Below are 17,718 nucleotides of genomic sequence, written 5' to 3'. Positions count from 1 at the left end.
ATGGCTAAAGAATTTCTAATTGAACTCGGTACAGAAGAGCTACCACCAACGCAACTTCGTACATTAGCAGAAGCGTTCGCAGCAAATTTCGAAGCTGAGCTAAAAGGTGCAGACGTTGAACACCAAGGAGTGAAATGGTATGCCGCTCCTCGTCGTTTAGCTCTTAAAGTGTCAGCACTGGCTGAAGGTCAAGCAGACAAAGTCGTTGAAAAGCGTGGTCCTGCTGTTGCTGCTGCTTTCGATGCTGAAGGTAACGCAACCAAAGCAGCACAAGGCTGGGCTCGCGGCTGTGGTATCACAGTTGACCAAGCTGAGCGCATGGTCACGGACAAGGGTGAATGGCTACTGTTCAAACAAGAAGTAAAAGGCCAAGCAACCTCAGAAATCGTTGTGGAACTTGCTGCTAAAGCTCTTGCTGATCTACCAATCGCAAAACCAATGCGTTGGGGCGATAAAGCAACACAATTTATCCGTCCAGTGAAAACGCTAACCATGCTTATGGGTTCGGATCTGATTGAAGGTGAAATCCTTGGAGTTGCGTCAAGCCGCACTATCCGTGGTCACCGCTTCATGGGTGAACAAGAGTTCACTATCGACTCTGCAGAGCAGTACCCAGCGATTCTGGAAGAACGCGGTAAAGTAATGGCAGATTACGAAGCACGTAAGGCGATCATTCTCGCTGACGCACAAAAAGCAGCGGCCGCCGTTGGTGGTATTGCCGATCTAGAGGACGACTTAGTAGAAGAAGTGACTTCTCTTGTTGAGTGGCCTGTTGTACTTACGGCAAAGTTTGAAGAAAAGTTCCTAAAAGTGCCTTCTGAAGCTTTGGTTTACACCATGAAAGGTGACCAAAAGTACTTCCCTGTATACGATGAAAACAAGCAGTTGCTACCAAACTTCATCTTTGTATCGAATATCGAATCAAAAGAGCCACGCTACGTAATCGAAGGTAACGAGAAGGTTGTACGTCCACGTCTAGCGGATGCAGAATTCTTCTTTAACACTGACCGCAAGCGTCCTCTTATCGATCGTCTTCCTGAGCTAGAACAAGCTATCTTCCAAAAGCAACTTGGTACGATCAAAGACAAAACTGACCGTATTACCGCTCTTGCTGGCTACATCGCTAAGCAGATCGACGCTGATGTTGAAAAAGCAACTCGCGCAGGTTTATTGGCTAAGTGTGACCTAATGACTTCAATGGTATTCGAATTTACCGATACTCAAGGGGTTATGGGCATGCATTACGCCAAGCATGACGGTGAAGACGAACAAGTTGCACTGGCGCTGTACGAGCAATACATGCCTCGTTTTGCTGGTGACGACCTACCAAGCACAGGTATCTCTTCAGCAGTCGCTATGGCGGACAAACTAGACACTATCGTCGGTATCTTTGGTATTGGCCAAGCACCTAAAGGCTCAGACCCATTTGCACTTCGCCGCGCTTCTCTAGGTGTACTACGTATCATCGTTGAAAACGGCTACAACCTAGACCTCGTTGATCTTATCCGCGAAGCAAAAATCCAGTTTGGTAACAAGCTGACCAATGACAACGTTGAGCAAGATGTTATCGAGTTCATGTTGGGTCGTTTCCGCGCTTGGTATCAAGATGCAGGCTTTAGCGTAGATATCATCCAAGCAGTACTAGCGCGTCGTCCAACCAAACCAGCAGACTTTGACCAACGTGTTAAAGCGGTATCTCACTTCCGTGAATTGGAAGCGGCAGAAGCACTGGCAGCAGCGAATAAACGTGTCGGTAACATCCTTGCTAAATTCGATGGTGAACTGGCAGCAGAGATAGACCTAGCTCTTCTCCAAGAAGACGCAGAAAAAGCACTAGCTGAAAGCGTAGAAGTGATGACTGAAGCTCTTGAGCCAGCATTTGCGACAGGCAACTACCAAGAAGCATTAAGCAAGCTTGCAGACCTACGTGAACCTGTCGATGCGTTCTTCGATAACGTAATGGTTATGGCGGATGATGAAGCGCTTAAGACAAACCGTCTAACGCTACTGAACAATCTACGTAACCTATTCTTGCAAATTGCTGATATCTCACTACTACAGAAGTAAGCATTAATCGTAAGAATCGATTGAAATCACCAAGAGTAAGGGAAGCAAATGCTTCCCTTTTTTCTTTACCTTCCAGCGAACTCGCGACAGATTGCTCACGATAACACTCCAAACATCGATCCGATGAGACTGGATTTGTGATCAGAAAGTAAATTATTTTCTGCCATGCTTAGATTGGCTCTTTGCGTTGTACTCACATTAAGGTATGTTCAAGGATTATTCGCTTTACTAGCTGTTTCTAGTAACTCATTACACTTAAAGCAATCACAATGAATTAGGTATAACTACAAATGCAATTCTCGAAGTTTGGTGAAAAATTTAATCAGTATTCTGGTATCACACGATTGATGGATGATTTAAATGATGGTCTGCGTACCCCAGGAGCCATTATGCTCGGTGGAGGTAACCCAGCCGCGATTCCAGCTATGCTCGAAGACTTTCGCCAAACCAGTGAAGAGATGCTCGCCAGTGGCGAATTGATCGCAGCCATGGCCAACTATGATGGTCCGCAAGGCAAAGATGCATTTGTTAAAGCACTCGCTAACTTATTGAAAGAGACTTATGGTTGGGATATCAGCGAGAAGAACATCAGTCTAACAAATGGCAGTCAAAGTGGTTTTTTCTACTTATTTAACCTGCTTGCAGGTCAGCAGCCAGATGGCTCGCACAAAAAAATTCTGCTGCCTTTGGCTCCTGAGTATATTGGCTATGGCGATGCTGGGGTTGATGAGAACATCTTTATCTCTTACCACCCAGAGATAGAATTACTCGATAATGGCCTATTCAAATATCACGTCGACTTTGAGCAACTTAAGGTTGATGAGTCCGTGGCGGCTATCTGTGCATCACGCCCGACTAACCCTACAGGTAATGTTCTAACGGATGAAGAGATTCACAAGTTGGACAAACTCGCACGTGAAAACAACATTCCACTGATTATCGATAACGCTTACGGACTGCCATTCCCAAATATCATCTTCGAAGATGTACAGCCATTTTGGAATAAGAACACCATCTTATGCATGAGCCTATCAAAACTAGGTCTACCGGGTGTTCGCTGCGGGATTGTCATCGCCAATGAAGAAATAACTCAAGCACTGACGAATATGAACGGCATTATCAGTTTAGCACCGGGGAGCATTGGGCCAGCGATCGCTCATCATATGATTGAAAAAGGGAACTTACTGAAACTCAGTTCAGAGGTAATTAAACCTTTCTACCAACAAAAGTCACTTCGTGCTGTTGAACTGCTGCAAAACGCAATTACCGATCCGCGTTTTCGTATTCATAAACCGGAAGGCGCTATTTTCCTTTGGTTATGGTTTGATGAACTTCCAATCACAACGATGGAACTTTATCAGCGTCTTAAAGCTCGTGGGGTTTTGATTGTACCTGGAGAGTATTTCTTTATCGGTCAGGAAGATGACTGGGAACACGCTCACCAGTGTTTACGTATGAACTATGTGCAAGATGATGAGATGATGCAGAAAGGTATCGATATTATCGCTGAAGAAGTAGCGCGAGCCTATCAAGAGGCTTAATTTCATCAGAAGTAAAACAGCCCAAAGCTAGAACAACCAGAGACAGTAACAATCAACGCTGCCAATACCACTTTTTTCATTCTATTTTCCAAGTTTATTAATTGTCGACGCAGAAACTACTGATGGATAGAATTGAGAGCAATAAAAAAGAGCGCTCATAGGCGCTCTTTCACTCTCAGCTCTCATTTATGAGACGGAATATTAACCTTCAATGAGTTTTTGACCATTGATAGCAATCTTACGTGGTTGCATCGCTTCAGGGATTTCGCGTTCAAGATCAATGTGGAGAAGACCATTTTCCATGCTCGCTCCGACAACTTTTACATAGTCTGCTAGCTGGAACTTACGCTCGAAATCGCGCTCTGCAATACCTTGATAAACGTATTTTTTCTCTTCTTCGGTTTTACGCTCGCCTTTGACGATCAGCATGTTGTCATTTTGAGTTAAATCTAACTGATCTTCAGCAAAGCCCGCCACAGCCATAGTAATACGGTAGTGATTATCGTCTTGCTGCTCAATGTTGTATGGAGGGTAACCACCTGAAGAGTTCTTCGAAGAGTTCGCTTCCATCATGTTGAACAGACGATCGAAGCCAATTGCATTGCGGTATAGTGGAGTGAAATCTACAGTTCTCATAGTGCTATCCTTTTAGTAAGCAATAGTCTTAGTCGTGAGTTTGCGTGGTTCGATACTATGATCGTAGCCTTGCCGACTAAGGGACTCATTGACTATTCCTCTGGCTACCTCTGTTAGGTCTAAGCACGGGGACATAGCAACGAATCAAGTTTTAAATTGTGTGCCTTTAAGGTCATCCTCTCTTGAGCGATACCTTATCAGCGAGTCCAGAGGTTCTGTTTCTTCTCTTTTGAGCAAGACAGCTTCCCTCTTCAACCATAGATATGTGGTTGGGGTAAATGAGTTTCAAGGGATAAAAGTAAAAAAGCGCAAATCTTTCGACCTGCGCTTTTTCTAGGGACTCGCTGCTAGTCACTAGGAACTTTATACATCCAAATTAGCTACTTTCAGTGCATTCTCTTCGATGAAGTTACGACGCGGCTCAACTTGGTCACCCATTAGAGTCGTGAACAGCTGGTCAGCACCGACTGCATCTTCGATCGTTACTTGCATCATGCGGCGAGTTTCTGGGTCCATAGTGGTTTCCCAAAGCTGATCTGGGTTCATCTCACCTAGACCTTTGTAGCGCTGTAGGCTTAGACCACGACGTGACTCTTTAATTAACCACTCTAGTGCATCAACAAAGCTTGATACTGGTTGAGTACGCTCACCACGTTTGATGTAAGCGCCTTCTTCAATCAGACCTTCTAACGCTTCAGACAGGCTTGCTAGCTTGCCGTACTCTTTCGAGTTGATTAGGTCGATGCTGAGTGCATGCTCATGAGTCACACCGTGAGTACGAACGACAATCTTAGGTAGGCTTAAACCTAGCTCAGCGTGTTGTTCTACTTCGAAGCTGTATTGGCTAGCACCGACTTCTTTCGCGTTCAACTGCTCAACGAGAGTTTTCGTCCAAGCTTCGACAGCAGCAGAGTCATTACATTGCTCTGCCGTTAAACGTGGTACGTAGATAAGCTCATGCACCAGTGCGCGTGGGTAGCGACGGCTCATACGATCCACCAGCTTAATACCCGCATTGTACTGCTGAACTAACTTCTCTAATGCTTCACCAGACAATGCTGGTGCTTGTGCATTCACATGTAGAGATGCGCTATCTAGAGCCAGTGCCACTTGATACTGGTTCATCGCATCTTCGTCTTTAATGTACTGCTCTTGCTTGCCTTTCTTCACTTTGTATAGCGGTGGCTGAGCAATGTACACGTAGCCACGCTCAATGAGTTCAGGCATTTGGCGGTAGAAGAAGGTCAATAGAAGCGTACGAATGTGCGAACCATCGACGTCAGCATCGGTCATGATGATGATGTTGTGGTAACGCAGTTTATCTGGGTTGTACTCGTCACGACCGATACCACAGCCAAGAGCGGTAATAAGCGTTGCAACCTCTTGAGAAGAAAGCATTTTGTCGAAACGTGCTTTCTCAACGTTCAGGATCTTACCTTTAAGCGGTAGGATAGCCTGATTCTTACGGTTACGGCCTTGTTTTGCGGAGCCGCCTGCCGAGTCACCCTCCACTATGTAGAGTTCAGACAGCGCTGGATCTTTTTCCTGACAGTCTGCCAGTTTACCAGGTAGACCCGCTAGGTCTAACGCACCTTTACGACGAGTCATTTCACGAGCTTTACGCGCCGCTTCACGAGCACGTGCCGCATCGATAATTTTAGAACAAACCATCTTCGCTTCTGTTGGGTTCTCTACTAGGAACTCAGACAGTTTTTCACCCATTGCAGACTCTACCGCAGACTTCACTTCAGAAGAGACCAGTTTGTCTTTAGTTTGGCTAGAGAATTTCGGATCTGGAACTTTAACAGATACAACAGCGGTTAGACCTTCACGAGCATCATCTCCCGATGTCGCTGTTTTTGCCTTCTTAGAGAAGCCTTCTTTGTCCATGAAAGTGTTCAGGGTACGAGTCAATGCCGCACGGAAGCCGGCCAAGTGCGTACCACCATCACGCTGAGGAATGTTATTGGTGAAACAGTAGATATTCTCTTGGAAACCATCGTTCCACTGCATCGCAACTTCAACAGCAATGCCATCTTCACGTTCGAAGTCGAAGTGGAAGATCTTGTCAATGATTGGGGTTTTGTTGGTGTTAAGATGCTCAACGAATGCTTGGATACCACCTTCAAACATGAAGTGGTCACTCTTATCTTCTTCTCGCTCGTCGATCAATTTAATCGAGACACCTGAGTTTAGGAAAGACAGTTCACGTAGACGCTTAGCGAGAATATCGTAGTGGAATTCCGTGTTAGTAAAAGTCTCTGCACTCGGCCAGAAACGGATCTTCGTACCCGTTTTATCTGAATCACCAATCACTGCTAGTGGCGCTTCAGGCTCACCATGACGATAGGTTTGCGTATGGATATGACCGCCACGATGAATCGTTAGCGTTACTTTTTCAGACAAGGCGTTTACTACTGAAACACCTACACCGTGTAGACCACCCGAAACTTTGTACGAGTTATCATCGAACTTACCACCAGCATGAAGTACTGTCATGATAACTTCAGCCGCAGAGACTTTCTCTTCTGGGTGCAATTCTGTCGGAATACCACGACCATCATCGCTTACAGAAACTGAGTTATCCTCATGAATTGTCACAATGATGTCTTTACAGTGACCTGCTAACGCTTCATCAATTGAGTTATCCACCACCTCGAAAACCATGTGGTGCAGACCGGTGCCATCATCCGTGTCGCCGATGTACATACCAGGACGCTTACGAACCGCATCCAGACCCTTTAGTACCTTAATACTCGATGAATCGTAATTTTCAGACATGAGTTTTCTTCCGCTATTTATTTTGCTCTATTGTGCCATGTTCCACATGGAACATCCTGCCATTTTCGTCTTGCATATCTGCAATTTGACTGTCAGTAATAGAGCTTACAAAAACTTGAGCCCCCGTCGCTTTCAAGCAATCCGCTAGGCGCTTACGACGTTGGCTATCTAATTCAGATGCAAAGTCATCAATTAAGTAGATACATTGCTTGCCAGTCATTTCAGTAAGATGTTGTCCCTGAGCCACACGCAATGCACAAACCATTAACTTTAACTGACCACGTGACAGTACATCCTCAACAGGTGTGCCATTCACTTTGATGCGTAAATCCGCTTTATTAGGACCACTAAATGTGTACCCTAATGCTTGATCACGCTCGAAATTTTTTTCCAGTATATCTTGGTATGGCGTCTCTTTATCCCATCCACGATAATACTTCAGTTGAATCTCAAATTCGGGTAAGAATGTCTGACAAATTTCTTCAGCCTTTACCCTCATTTGCTCGACATATGTCGCACGCCACTGGCTAATATTCTCAGCCAAACGAGCCATTTCTTGATCCCAGTAACTCAGCTCTCGATAACTGGTTGCTGTTTTTAATAACGCATTTCTTTGCTTGTTGAGACGCTTGAAACGACCCCATGCATCATAAAATGCAGACTCGGTATGAAACACACCCCAGTCAATAAATGCACGGCGATGTTTAGGGCCATCGGTCAGCAAATCAAACCCTTCAGGGTGGATCAACTGCAGAGGTAATACTTGTGCCAGTTGTGCCAACTTTTGTCCAGACTGACCGCCTATTTTAACCTCTGTTGAGCCGTCACGCTGCTTATTAATGCCAATTGGTAGCTCAAATTGATCCGAGTTCAAAAAACGCCCATGAACAAACAGCTCATTGCAGTCATTTTGAATCACTCTGCCTGTCAGAGAACTCTTAAAAGAGCGACCATGCCCAAGCAGGTAGATGGCCTCAAGAATGCTAGTTTTGCCACTTCCATTGGGCCCAATAAGAAAGTTAAAGCCTGCTGATAGTTCAATATCACAGGCTTTAATGTTTCGAAATTGCTGAATAATAAGACGTGAAAGCGGCATGCTAGAGTCGAATTGGCATTACCACGTACATCGCACTGTCATCATCGGCATTTTCAATCAACGCACTGGCGTTGGCATCCGACATTGACACTCGTACTTTCTCACAACGAATTGTATTAAGCACATCGAGAACGTAGCTCACGTTAAAACCAATCTCGATAGGTTCACCTTCAAAACTGACATCTAACATCTCTTCAGCTTCTTCTTGTTCTGGGTTGTTCGCGGTAATACGCATTTCCGCATCAGCAAGATTCACTCGAACACCACGGAATTTTTCGTTCGATAGAATAGCAGCACGAGAGAAAGCTTGACGTAGCTCATCGCAACCTGCTTCAAGTGTTTTGGTCGTACTCTGTGGCATTACGCGTCGGTAATCAGGGAAACGACCATCAACGAGCTTCGAAGTAAATACGTAGTTATTCACCTCTGCACGAACATTAGAGCTACCGATCTGCAAAACAACAGGCTGCTCTGGTGCATCGAGTAATTTAACCAGCTCCAGTACACCTTTACGCGGTACTATAATCTGTTTTTGTGCAAAATCAGCACTTAGCTGAACTTGTGATACCGCCATACGATGGCCATCCGTCGCAACACTGCGTAAGGTGGTACCATCGATTTCAAACAACATACCATTGAGGTAGTAACGCACATCTTGGTTTGCCATAGAAAACTGCGTTTTTTCCACTAAACCACGCAACTCAGCTTGAGTCAGTGATACCTCAACTTCACTTTGCCAATCTTCAATATTTGGAAAATCATTCGCAGGAAGTGTGGATAGCGAAAAACGGCTACGCCCAGAACGAACCTGAACGCGATCACCTTCCAACACAAAAGTAATCACCGAGTCATCAGGAAGACCACGGCAGATATCGAGGAACTTACGAGAAGGAACGGTAATGCTGCCAGCTTCGAATTCACCTTCCAATGTCACACGGCTAATCAGCTCAACTTCAAGATCCGTCGCCGTCATCGATAGCACGTTATCTTCTACCTTTAACAGTAGGTTGCCCAAAATTGGCAATGTTGGTCGACCACCTAACGCACCTGAGACTTGTTGAAGAGGTTTAAGCAGGTGGCTACGCTCAATGGAAAATTTCATAGGATGCTCTTATCCGAATTCGTTGGTTATTTCGTTGCTAAGGATACTGCGAATTAAGAAGAAAGGGTACGAATCAAATTCGAGTAATCTTCTTTAATATCGTGGCTCTCTTCACGCAGTTGCTCAATCTTACGACATGCATGAAGTACAGTCGTATGATCACGACCGCCAAATGCATCACCAATTTCTGGCAAACTGTGGTTAGTCAGCTCTTTCGCCAGAGCCATAGCAAGTTGGCGCGGGCGCGCAACAGAACGAGAACGGCGCTTAGATAACAGATCCGCGACTTTAATCTTGTAGTATTCAGCTACCGTTTTTTGAATATTATCAATGGTAACTAACTTCTCTTGTAACGCTAGCAAATCTCTAAGCGCTTCACGAACAAAGTCGATAGTAATTGGACGACCGGTAAAGTTGGCGTTTGCAATAACGCGATTCAATGCCCCTTCCAGCTCACGAACATTAGAACGTAAACGCTTAGCAATAAAGAAAGCAACCTCGTCAGCGAGGTGAATCTGGTGATCTTCCGCTTTTTTCATCAAGATCGCGACGCGAGTTTCTAGCTCAGGTGGTTCGATCGCAACCGTTAGACCCCAACCAAAACGCGATTTAAGACGGTCTTCTACACCACTGATCTCTTTCGGATAGCGGTCAGATGTCAAAATGATCTGTTGGTTACCTTCCAGTAAGGCATTGAAGGTATGGAAAAATTCTTCTTGTGAGCGCTCTTTATTGGCAAAGAACTGAATGTCATCGATAAGAAGTGCATCGACACTGCGGTAATAGCGCTTGAACTCTTCAATCGCGTTATTTTGGAGCGCCTTAACCATATCTTGAACAAAACGCTCAGAGTGCATGTAAACGACTTTTGCATTGGGCTTGTTATCAACAATCGCGTTGCCTACCGCATGCAATAAGTGTGTTTTACCTAAACCTGTACCACCATATAAAAATAGCGGATTGTACGCTGAGCCAGGATTATCAGACACCTGACGCGCCGCCGCTAAACCTAACTGGTTCGATTTACCTTCAACAAAGTTGGTGAACTTATGTTTTGGGTTAACGTTTGAGCGATGGTTGATGTCAGCAATCGCTTGAGCGTCATCATCCCAAGTTTTATGAACAGGTTTACGTGCTTGAAGTTGCGCAGGAGCAGAGGATTCGGCCGCCACATCCGCAGGTGTACGTTTCGGTGCAGGGGTCGGCGCTGCCACACGACGGCTACCTACCTCAAAACGTAGGCTTGGTACGTCGTTACCACAGTATTCCTGCAACAGACGATTAATGTTGTTTAGATATTTGTCACGTACCCAGTCCAATACGAAACGGTTTGGGGCAAATAAAGTGAGCGTATTGTCATTGAGCTCCGCTTGTAACGGACGAACCCACATGCTGAATTCAGTTGCTGGTAGCTCTTCTTGAAGCTGTTGCAAACATTGCAACCAAAGCGAAGATGACACGGTGCCCCCACTCGAAGTAATTGATCTGAAAAGATTGGCAATTTTACCTGTTGATAACCAAGATCGCCAGCAAATGATCGACGATCCAGTGAATAAGATCCAAGTTATTCACAATATTTTCGACATTATTCGATGGATCCTCACAACCTGCCCCATTTTTACTCACACATTGATCCACATATCTCCAATATTGGCTTGATCTTTGGGTTGGTGATAAGTCTGTGAATTAAGCGTTTTCTCTTCGCTTGATTTCATGCGGATTTGTGTCTTTATTCACCAATAATTTCCACCACTGATGGAAAAACAGACAGCTTATTACTCTAGTTTCTAGTTTATTTCTCTTGGTTATTTATCTATTCATCTAAACTGACAGTAGTATTTATCCCCATAATCATGTGGAGTTGTAAAATGAAAAACTGGATTAAGGCTGCCGTTGCAGCTATCGCGCTTTCTGCGGCTACTGTACAAGCTGCTACTGAAGTAAAAGTTGGCATGTCGGGTCGTTACTTCCCGTTTACCTTTGTTCAGCAAGATAAGTTACAAGGCTTTGAAGTCGATCTATGGGATGAAATCGGCAAACGCAACGACTACAACGTAGAATATGTGACAGCTAACTTTTCTGGTCTATTTGGTCTGCTAGAGACGGGGCGCATTGATACTATCTCTAACCAAATCACTATGACTGATGCACGTAAAGCAAAATACCTTTTTGCTGACCCATACGTGGTAGACGGTGCTCAAATCACCATTCGCAAAGGTAACGATAGCATTAAGGGCATCGAAGACCTTGCGGGTAAAACAGTAGCAGTAAATCTTGGTTCAAACTTTGAGCAATTGCTGCGTGCTTACGATAAAGATGGCAAGATCAACATCAAAACTTACGATACAGGTATCGAACACGATGTTGCTTTAGGTCGCGCTGATGCGTTTATCATGGATCGCTTGTCAGCACTTGAACTGATCAAGAAAACAGGCCTGCCGCTAGAACTTGCTGGCCAACCATTCGAAACCATTCAAAACGCTTGGCCATTCGTTAATAACGAAAAGGGTGAAAAGCTTCAAGCTGAAGTAAACCAAGCGCTTGCAGCAATGCGTGCTGACGGTACTCTAGAGAAAATCTCTCAAAAATGGTTCGGCGCTGACATTACTCAGTAAGCCTGTATACTCTCTATCTCATCTGAGATAGGACACCTTAACCCACTGCCTCCCTTCATTTGCAGTGGGTTTTGCTTTTCTAATGCCGTCATTTATTTAATCAATGGGACACGTTTATGGGATTCGATTTTAATTACATGCTGGATCTGATGCCGATACTGCTTAAGTATTTAGGCACAACCATGGAAATGGCGACATGGGGACTGGTATTTTCACTGTTCCTTGCCGTGATTCTGGCCAATATTCGCGTGTTTCGCATCCCGGTTCTCGATCAACTGAGCCAGCTTTATATTAGCTTCTTCCGCGGTACGCCTCTATTGGTGCAGTTGTTTCTGCTCTACTACGGATTACCTCAAGTCTTCCCATGGTTAGTTGGGTTAGATGCATTTAGTGCAGCGGTCATCGGCTTAACTTTACACTTCGCTGCATATATGGCCGAAAGCATTCGAGCAGCCATCATTGGTATCGATCGCAGTCAGATGGAAGCTAGCTTGTCAGTCGGCATGACGACGACTCAAGCGATGCGCCGTATCATCCTACCGCAAGCGACACGCGTAGCACTACCATCACTAATGAACTACTTCATCGATATGATTAAATCAACCTCGCTTGCTTTTACCTTAGGTGTGGCTGAAATCATGGCTAAGGCGCAAATGGAAGCCTCATCGAGTTTCCGATTTTTTGAAGCCTTCTTGGCGGTAGCGCTAATCTACTGGGGTGTCGTGGTTATCCTGACTCGTATTCAAATCTGGGCTGAAGCTAAACTGAATAAGGCATACGTAAGATGATCAAATTAGAGAACATCCATAAAAGCTTTGGTGATACACAAGTATTAAAAGGCATTGATATTGAGATCAACCGGGGTGAGATCATTGTCATTATCGGCTCGAGTGGCACAGGAAAATCGACTCTCTTGCGCACTGTAAACTTTTTAGAGAATGCGGACAAAGGCATCATTACCATCGATGACGTCAGCGTCAACGCTGAAAAACACTCTAAATCAGAAGTATTGGCTCTACGACGTAAAACAGGCTTCGTATTCCAAAACTATGCCCTATTCGCGCATATGACAGCGAGACAGAACATTGCTGAAGGCTTAGTTACCGTGCGCGGTTGGAAGAAGAGTGATGCACTACAGCGCGCTCAGCAGATTCTCGATGATATCGGCCTAGGCGATAAAGGCGATAGTTATCCAGCTGCGCTTTCAGGGGGCCAACAACAGCGTGTGGGTATTGGCCGAGCTATGGCACTTCAACCAGAGCTGCTGCTATTTGATGAACCAACATCAGCACTTGATCCCGAATGGGTTGGCGAAGTTCTTAATTTAATGAAGGACTTAGCGACAAAACACCAGACTATGCTGGTGGTTACACACGAAATGCAATTTGCTAGAGAGGTCGCTGATAGAGTGATCTTTATGGCGGAAGGAACAATTGTTGAGCAAGGTTCTCCACAGGATATTTTCACTAATCCACAAGATCCTCGTTTGCAAAAGTTCCTACGACAGGTAGGCGCTGAGTAAAGATCATCAACAAGGATCGATCGATCCTTGAGATTTTGCTCACACTACGTATAATCGCTCGGCCGGAATTTAGCACTCGCACAGAGATTGACACTTTGTGTGACTGTGATTACAATTCCGCCTCTTTGTTGAGAGGCGTCGGTTAGTCCTCTTTATATATAAAGAAGACGTTAAGCGCCCACGCCGGGTTAACATTGACCTAAAACTACTGATCAGTAAAGGTAATTATCATGAAACGCACTTTTCAACCTACAGTTCTAAAGCGCAAGCGTACTCACGGTTTCCGTGCTCGCATGGCAACTAAGAACGGTCGTAAAGTAATTAATGCACGTCGTGCTAAAGGCCGTGCGCGCCTATCAAAATAATCATTAGTTTATTTTGAATACGTACACGTTCAATCGGGAGTTACGTTTGTTAACTCCCGAGCATTATCAAAATGTCTTTCAGCAAGCTCATCGAGCTGGCTCACCTCATTTCACCATCATTGCTCGTAAAAATAGCCTATCTCATCCTCGACTAGGTTTAGCCGTTCCCAAGAAACAGATCAAAACCGCAGTAGGTCGTAACCGTTTTAAGCGCCTTGCTCGTGAAAGCTTTCGTAACAATCAACATCAACTTGCTAACAAAGATTTTGTTGTTATTGCCAAGAAAAGCGCGCAAGATTTGAGCAATGAAGAAATATTCAAACTATTTGATAAGTTATGGCAGCGTCTGTCTCGCCCTTCACGTGGTTAGCGATCGGATTTGTCCGTCTCTATCAAGGCCTAATTAGTCCGCTTATTGGACCGCGTTGTCGTTTTACTCCAACCTGTTCTACTTATGCCATTGAAGCGTTGAAAGCTCACGGTTTTGTAAAAGGGTGTTGGTTATCAAGCAAACGTCTATTAAAATGCCATCCTTTGAATGAAGGGGGGTATGACCCCGTTCCACCAGTCCAAAAACAAGACAGAGATAAATAACGATGGATTCTCAACGTAATATCCTGTTAATCGCGCTAGCACTGGTTTCTTTCTTATTGTTCCAGCAATGGCAAGTTGCAAAGAATCCAACGCCTCAGCCGGTTGAGCAGGCTCAATCAAGCAGTACTCTACCTGCACCATCTTTTGCGGACGAGCTAGATCCAGCTCCAGCGCAGCAAGCTTCTGCTAAAATGATTACCGTGACAACTGATGTATTGACTCTGTCGATTGATACGGTTGGTGGTGATGTTATTCAGGCAGACCTTAACCAATACTCAAACGAGTTGGATTCATCGGATCCATTCGTACTGCTTAAAAACGAGCCAGGACACCAGTTCATTGCTCAGAGTGGTCTAGTTGGTCCTCAAGGTATCGACCTTAGCAGCACTAACCGCCCTCTATATGCAGTAAACGGTGATAGCTTCGCTCTAACTGATGGCCAGGACGAACTACGCGTTCCAATGACATTTACTGCCAATGGCCTTGAGTACACGAAGACATTCATTGTTAAACGTGGCAGCTACGCTGTTGACGTTGAATACGATATCGTCAACAAGTCAGGCAACAATGCGACATTCGGTATGTACGCTCACCTACGTCAAAATCTACTTGACGCTGGTGGCAGCATCACAATGCCAACATACCGTGGTGGTGCGTACTCAACAGAAGATACTCGTTACAAGAAGTACAGCTTCGAAGACATGCAAGATCGCAACCTGTCTCTCAACCTAGTTGACGGCCAAGGTTGGGCAGCCATGATTCAACACTACTTTGCCTCAGCATGGATCCCTCGCAACGAACCAGACACAAACCTTTACACTCGTGTTATTGGTAACCTTGGTGACATCGGTGTGCGCATGCCGAACAAAACGATTGCAGATGGTGACAGTGCTAACCTTAAAGCAACACTTTGGGTTGGTCCTAAACTTCAAGACCAGATGGCTGAAGTTGCACCAAACCTAGACCTTGTTGTTGACTACGGCTGGTTATGGTTTATCGCTAAACCACTGCACACACTGCTTTCATTCATTCAAAGCTTTGTCGGCAACTGGGGTGTGGCAATCATCTGTTTGACGTTTATTGTTCGTGGTGCGATGTATCCACTAACTAAAGCACAATACACGTCTATGGCGAAAATGCGTATGCTTCAGCCTAAGCTGCAAGCAATGCGTGAACGCATTGGTGATGACCGTCAGCGTATGAGCCAAGAGATGATGGAACTGTATAAGAAAGAGAAAGTGAACCCACTTGGTGGCTGTTTACCTCTTATTCTACAAATGCCAATCTTCATTGCACTGTACTGGGCGCTAATGGAATCTGTAGAGCTACGTCATTCACCATTCTTTGGTTGGATCACAGACCTTTCAGCCCAAGACCCGTACTACATCTTGCCGCTACTGATGGGTGCATCTATGTTCATGATTCAGAAGATGAGCCCGACAACGATAACGGACCCTATGCAGCAGAAGGTCATGACCTTTATGCCGGTTATGTTTACTTTCTTCTTCCTGTTCTTCCCATCAGGTTTGGTTCTTTACTGGCTAGTATCGAACGTAGTAACGCTAATTCAACAGTCGCTAATTTACAAAGCGCTGGAGAAAAAAGGCTTACACTCTAAGTAACCTTTAAGCGGAATTAACTGTGAAAGGCGACCTAAAGGTTAATTCCTATCAGTTAAGCAAATGATCAGTTGAACGATCCTGTGGTTGATTGAAAATACCCTCAAGCATTTCATGTTTGAGGGTATCTTTATGTTGGCTCACTGGCTTATTGATGTTGATGACTTTGCTTCTCCTGATTCACTTACGCTTTTCCAAAAAGAGCTTCCATTGGAATAGATAAATCAAGCGCTTGATGAAACGAATAAAGCCAGCATGAGAAGACGAAAGCGACCAGCTGAGTTGGTCGTTTGGCTGCCAGTCGATATTGGTTTGTATCGCGACAGACCTATTACTGATGTTTTGGAGAAGTTAGATTTAAAACTATCTAACTCTCGATGGGCTTTTTGGCCAAACATATCATAAGAGTAGGATTCACAGTCATCACCATCTACCCAATAGTTTGCCCACACTTTTACGGTTGCATCGGTTGGTTTTAAGCCCGTAACCAGAATCGATTCTTGCTCGGTAGTGTTCAGTATCGAGTACAACCCAGAAAGTGCGCTCACTGAAACCAGAACCAATGCGACACTCCTCTCTGTGAATTGTCGCTTAGTTAACCGAGTCACTTGCCAGTCTCTGGATCTAATGGCGCAGTACGATAATTCTCTCCAGCTAAAATATCGTAGTGAATCACCGTATCGCTATTAAACTGAGAGAAATCAAAGTAGACACTGTATGCATTGAAAACGACTAAATCCGATTTTTTATCCCTTATTTCTCCATTTGTATAAAAACTGCACGCTAAGCCAGATGACCACTCTTTTAAATCTTCATAATATCATGCGTGACAATCTCTAGCTTCAACCTGTGAAGTTAACTCTAACGGTTTATTGTTATAATCGGTGCCTGATTGATAAATGCGTAATTGGGCAAAACCTACCGTATCAAATGCGTTATAGGCTTCGACCTTGATATCTCGCAATTCAACCACGCAATTTTTACTGCTTGTGTAAGTTGAGTATGGCACGGTGAACTGATAACGGTCATCACTTACATCATTACTCGGAGTAAAGAATGTAGTGATCTTTCCTCCTCGATGGGCTTTTTGGCCAAACATATCATAAGAGTAGGATTCACAGTCATCACCATATACCCAATAGTTTGCCCACACCTTTACAGTTGCATCGGTTGGCTTTGAACCTGCTACTCGAATCGACTCTTGCGGATTTGAATTCTGTGCTGAGTAAAGACTACAACCTATACCAACAAGAAATACAAGCAGCGTGAGGTTTATCCCCAACCTTGTTTGTTTAGTCGATAGCGTCATTTTAATTGTTCCTTAATTTCATCAGGTAAGGATTGATTAGACATCAGCAGTAAACTGAGCGAGTACCTCTCAGGGTTGTTTAGAGTCGCGGTTAATTCGTGTCTGACCTGATGATGATTGTGCACTAATTGTTCGCAGATCGATATCTCTTGTCTTAAGCGGGCAAGATAAGCTTGATTAGTGGGCGAGTAGGGTTTGCCTAACGTTTCGGCTAACTTGTACTTAGCCTTCAAGGAGCGTTGTTGTATATCTTCGATGGTATTTGAGAGGTAATTGATCGTGCCTTGATAATTATCATGCAAACTTTCTTTACTGAGTGCTTGCAGTTGAGCGAATAGGTTAGGGATATAAACCTCCATACCGGGTTCAGCGATTGAAGCATCGGTCAAACCGTCCACTAATGCATAGGAATCATTTTCGGCCATCTTAGCGATATCTAGCATAGTGATTTGAGTCTGCCGTGGCGATAAC

Annotated in this window: 15 protein-coding genes and 2 pseudogenes; 10 read left to right on the top strand and 7 right to left on the bottom strand. The window is 44.6% G+C overall.

Features of this window, described 5'->3' with window-relative positions:
• Together glyS and ACQEXR_RS12625 are read left to right on the top strand one after the other, a co-directional pair.
• Positions 1–2,067 (top strand): glycine--tRNA ligase subunit beta, encoded by a 2,067-nt coding sequence (glyS, locus tag ACQEXR_RS12630; protein WP_426952790.1) that lies wholly within the window; start codon positions 1–3, stop codon positions 2,065–2,067.
• Positions 2,068–2,357: 290 nt separating this feature from the next.
• Positions 2,358–3,608 (top strand): valine--pyruvate transaminase, encoded by a 1,251-nt coding sequence (locus ACQEXR_RS12625; protein WP_426952792.1) that lies wholly within the window; start codon positions 2,358–2,360, stop codon positions 3,606–3,608.
• Positions 3,609–3,809: 201 nt separating this feature from the next.
• Here the strand turns inward: ACQEXR_RS12625 and ACQEXR_RS12620 are convergent, their stop codons facing one another.
• From ACQEXR_RS12620 to dnaA, 5 genes are all read right to left on the bottom strand, one after another.
• Positions 3,810–4,244 (bottom strand): Hsp20 family protein, encoded by a 435-nt coding sequence (locus tag ACQEXR_RS12620; protein WP_426952793.1) that lies wholly within the window; start codon positions 4,242–4,244, stop codon positions 3,810–3,812.
• Positions 4,245–4,607: 363 nt separating this feature from the next.
• On the bottom strand, positions 4,608–7,025 hold the full coding sequence (gene gyrB / locus ACQEXR_RS12615) for a DNA topoisomerase (ATP-hydrolyzing) subunit B (protein ID WP_427020453.1): 2,418 nt from the start codon (positions 7,023–7,025) through the stop codon (positions 4,608–4,610).
• 13 nt (positions 7,026–7,038) lie between these two features.
• Positions 7,039–8,121 (bottom strand): DNA replication/repair protein RecF, encoded by a 1,083-nt coding sequence (gene recF / locus ACQEXR_RS12610; RefSeq protein WP_426952797.1) that lies wholly within the window; start codon positions 8,119–8,121, stop codon positions 7,039–7,041.
• A 1-nt stretch (position 8,122) separates the two neighbouring features.
• Positions 8,123–9,223 carry a DNA polymerase III subunit beta gene (gene dnaN / locus ACQEXR_RS12605; RefSeq protein ID WP_138972858.1) on the bottom strand — a complete coding sequence of 367 codons (1,101 nt, stop codon included), beginning with the start codon at positions 9,221–9,223 and terminating at the stop codon, positions 8,123–8,125.
• Between the two features lie 53 nt (positions 9,224–9,276).
• Positions 9,277–10,683 carry a chromosomal replication initiator protein DnaA gene (gene dnaA, locus ACQEXR_RS12600; RefSeq protein ID WP_138972859.1) on the bottom strand — a complete coding sequence of 469 codons (1,407 nt, stop codon included), beginning with the start codon at positions 10,681–10,683 and terminating at the stop codon, positions 9,277–9,279.
• A gap of 408 nt (positions 10,684–11,091) precedes the next feature.
• On the opposite strand from dnaA, the gene ACQEXR_RS12595 reads away from it, so the two are divergent.
• The 8 genes and pseudogenes from ACQEXR_RS12595 to ACQEXR_RS12560 all read left to right on the top strand — a co-directional run.
• Positions 11,092–11,838 carry an amino acid ABC transporter substrate-binding protein gene (locus tag ACQEXR_RS12595; RefSeq protein ID WP_138972860.1) on the top strand — a complete coding sequence of 249 codons (747 nt, stop codon included), beginning with the start codon at positions 11,092–11,094 and terminating at the stop codon, positions 11,836–11,838.
• A gap of 116 nt (positions 11,839–11,954) precedes the next feature.
• Positions 11,955–12,626, top strand: a complete 672-nt coding sequence (locus ACQEXR_RS12590) for an amino acid ABC transporter permease (protein WP_138972861.1) — start codon at positions 11,955–11,957, stop codon at positions 12,624–12,626.
• Positions 12,623–13,360: an amino acid ABC transporter ATP-binding protein gene (locus ACQEXR_RS12585; RefSeq protein ID WP_138972862.1), complete on the top strand. Its 738-nt coding sequence runs from the start codon at positions 12,623–12,625 to the stop codon at positions 13,358–13,360. The genes ACQEXR_RS12590 and ACQEXR_RS12585 overlap by 4 nt, the downstream gene beginning before the upstream one ends.
• Positions 13,361–13,590: 230 nt before the next feature.
• Entirely contained in the window at positions 13,591–13,725 is a 135-nt protein-coding gene (rpmH, locus tag ACQEXR_RS12580) for a 50S ribosomal protein L34 (protein ID WP_005378825.1), read from the top strand.
• A 46-nt stretch (positions 13,726–13,771) separates the two neighbouring features.
• Positions 13,772–14,095 carry a ribonuclease P protein component gene (gene rnpA, locus ACQEXR_RS12575; RefSeq protein ID WP_239928257.1) on the top strand — a complete coding sequence of 108 codons (324 nt, stop codon included), beginning with the start codon at positions 13,772–13,774 and terminating at the stop codon, positions 14,093–14,095.
• Complete coding sequence (gene yidD / locus ACQEXR_RS12570) at positions 14,062–14,319, top strand: membrane protein insertion efficiency factor YidD (RefSeq protein ID WP_138972864.1); 258 nt, start codon at positions 14,062–14,064, stop codon at positions 14,317–14,319. The genes rnpA and yidD overlap by 34 nt, the downstream gene beginning before the upstream one ends.
• Before the next feature lie 2 nt (positions 14,320–14,321).
• The gene (gene yidC, locus ACQEXR_RS12565; protein WP_427020452.1) at positions 14,322–15,941 is read left to right on the top strand and encodes a membrane protein insertase YidC; all 1,620 of its coding nucleotides are present in this window, start codon (positions 14,322–14,324) and stop codon (positions 15,939–15,941) included.
• A 129-nt stretch (positions 15,942–16,070) separates the two neighbouring features.
• A pseudogene (locus tag ACQEXR_RS12560) lies at positions 16,071–16,310 on the top strand (transposase domain-containing protein); the annotation flags it as partial.
• A gap of 448 nt (positions 16,311–16,758) precedes the next feature.
• Here ACQEXR_RS12560 and ACQEXR_RS12555 read toward each other — a convergent pair.
• Both ACQEXR_RS12555 and ACQEXR_RS12550 read right to left on the bottom strand, forming a co-directional pair.
• Positions 16,759–17,247 carry a hypothetical protein gene (locus ACQEXR_RS12555; RefSeq protein ID WP_427020451.1) on the bottom strand — a complete coding sequence of 163 codons (489 nt, stop codon included), beginning with the start codon at positions 17,245–17,247 and terminating at the stop codon, positions 16,759–16,761.
• A pseudogene (locus ACQEXR_RS12550) lies at positions 17,244–17,718 on the bottom strand (lipase); the annotation flags it as partial. The pseudogene ACQEXR_RS12550 and the gene ACQEXR_RS12555, both read right to left, overlap by 4 nt.

This window comes from Vibrio sp. TRT 2004, from assembly GCF_050113735.1.
Taxonomy (GTDB): Bacteria; Pseudomonadota; Gammaproteobacteria; order Enterobacterales; family Vibrionaceae; genus Vibrio.
The sequence above is the reverse complement of the archived record's forward strand: the minus strand, read 5'-3'. Positions and strand labels throughout refer to the sequence as shown.

What these genes read in the sequence shown, in the direction of transcription:
- glyS (WP_426952790.1), top strand. Translation starts at nt 1, where the DNA reads ATGGCTAAAGAATTTCTAATTGAACTCGGTACAGAAGAGCTACCACCA.
- ACQEXR_RS12625 (WP_426952792.1), top strand. Translation starts at nt 2,358, where the DNA reads ATGCAATTCTCGAAGTTTGGTGAAAAATTTAATCAGTATTCTGGTATC.
- ACQEXR_RS12620 (WP_426952793.1), bottom strand. Translation starts at nt 4,244, where the DNA reads ATGAGAACTGTAGATTTCACTCCACTATACCGCAATGCAATTGGCTTC.
- gyrB (WP_427020453.1), bottom strand. Translation starts at nt 7,025, where the DNA reads ATGTCTGAAAATTACGATTCATCGAGTATTAAGGTACTAAAGGGTCTG.
- recF (WP_426952797.1), bottom strand. Translation starts at nt 8,121, where the DNA reads ATGCCGCTTTCACGTCTTATTATTCAGCAATTTCGAAACATTAAAGCC.
- dnaN (WP_138972858.1), bottom strand. Translation starts at nt 9,223, where the DNA reads ATGAAATTTTCCATTGAGCGTAGCCACCTGCTTAAACCTCTTCAACAA.
- ACQEXR_RS12595 (WP_138972860.1), top strand. Translation starts at nt 11,092, where the DNA reads ATGAAAAACTGGATTAAGGCTGCCGTTGCAGCTATCGCGCTTTCTGCG.
- ACQEXR_RS12590 (WP_138972861.1), top strand. Translation starts at nt 11,955, where the DNA reads ATGGGATTCGATTTTAATTACATGCTGGATCTGATGCCGATACTGCTT.
- ACQEXR_RS12585 (WP_138972862.1), top strand. Translation starts at nt 12,623, where the DNA reads ATGATCAAATTAGAGAACATCCATAAAAGCTTTGGTGATACACAAGTA.
- rpmH (WP_005378825.1), top strand. Translation starts at nt 13,591, where the DNA reads ATGAAACGCACTTTTCAACCTACAGTTCTAAAGCGCAAGCGTACTCAC.
- yidD (WP_138972864.1), top strand. Translation starts at nt 14,062, where the DNA reads ATGGCAGCGTCTGTCTCGCCCTTCACGTGGTTAGCGATCGGATTTGTC.
- yidC (WP_427020452.1), top strand. Translation starts at nt 14,322, where the DNA reads ATGGATTCTCAACGTAATATCCTGTTAATCGCGCTAGCACTGGTTTCT.
- ACQEXR_RS12555 (WP_427020451.1), bottom strand. Translation starts at nt 17,247, where the DNA reads ATGACGCTATCGACTAAACAAACAAGGTTGGGGATAAACCTCACGCTG.